Source organism: Collinsella sp. HCP3S3_E11, from assembly GCF_052067375.1.
In the GTDB taxonomy this organism is placed as follows: Bacteria; Actinomycetota; Coriobacteriia; order Coriobacteriales; family Coriobacteriaceae; genus Collinsella.
Genome location: NZ_JBQHQI010000032.1, coordinates 1 through 864, shown reverse-complemented (window position 1 = coordinate 864; position 864 = coordinate 1). Strand labels below are relative to the sequence as shown.

Annotated in this window: 1 protein-coding gene; it reads right to left on the bottom strand. The window is 67.5% G+C overall.

Annotated features, from left to right (window positions below; genetic code table 11):
• A partial coding sequence (locus tag ACTM86_RS08925; RefSeq protein WP_441017500.1) for an IS3 family transposase occupies nucleotides 1-815 on the bottom strand: 815 nt, incomplete at its 3' end.
• Nucleotides 816-864 lie beyond the last annotated feature (49 nt).

Here is an 864-nt window from a genome sequence, read left to right as displayed (position 1 = left end):
CACGCCACGACCGAGGAGTCGAAGCAGTCCCTGATGGCCGACAGGTAGACCTTCCTGCCGGAGGGCAGCCTGAACTCGGTGATGTCGGTGAGCCACAGGAAGTTCGGCAGGGCCGAGCGGAAGTCGCGGCGCACGAGGTTCGGCGGGGCCGGCGTCGGCTCGCCCGCATAGGAGCTGTAGGGCCTCCTCTTCCTCCTCATCCACCTGGGGACCAGGCCCTCCTCGCGCATGATGCGGAGGACGACCTTCTCCGAGGCGCGCACGGGCTCGTCGAGCTCGCGCAGGCGCGCCGTCACGAAGCGGTACCCCCGCGCCCCCTCGCCGTCCTCGGTGAAGATCCTGCGCACGAGCGCGCGCAGGGGCGCGCGCCGGTCGGGCCTCGCGATCGCGCGGCGCTGGTACTCATAGGAGCTCTTTGATATCCCCAAGGAACTCGTGAGTTCTCTCAAGGACCACTTCCCGCACGGCCTCAGGCGGTCTATCACCAGGGTCTTCTCCCTGTTCGACATCCCGTCGAGGCTCTCGGCTTTTAAAACGTCCTGCACCGCCCTCAGCACCGCGTTCTCGAGCCTGAGCCGCTCGATCAGGGCGTCCTTGTCCTCCGGGTCGATGTCGGGGTAGTCGGGGCCGTCCCCGACGAGTCGCGGCAGGTCCATTCCTCCACCGGCCCTTCCCGCGGGCTTGCGCACGTCCCTGATCCAGCGCCAGACGGACGTCTTGCCGGGCCCGCCGAGTATCTCGGTTATCTCCATGACGGTGAGCCCGGCGCCGCGAAGCGCCCTGGCCCTCTCCACCATTCTCCTACTGTATGCCATGCGGACTCCGTTCCGGACCTCAACGGTCCAACTTTTTGTCCGCAGTCCC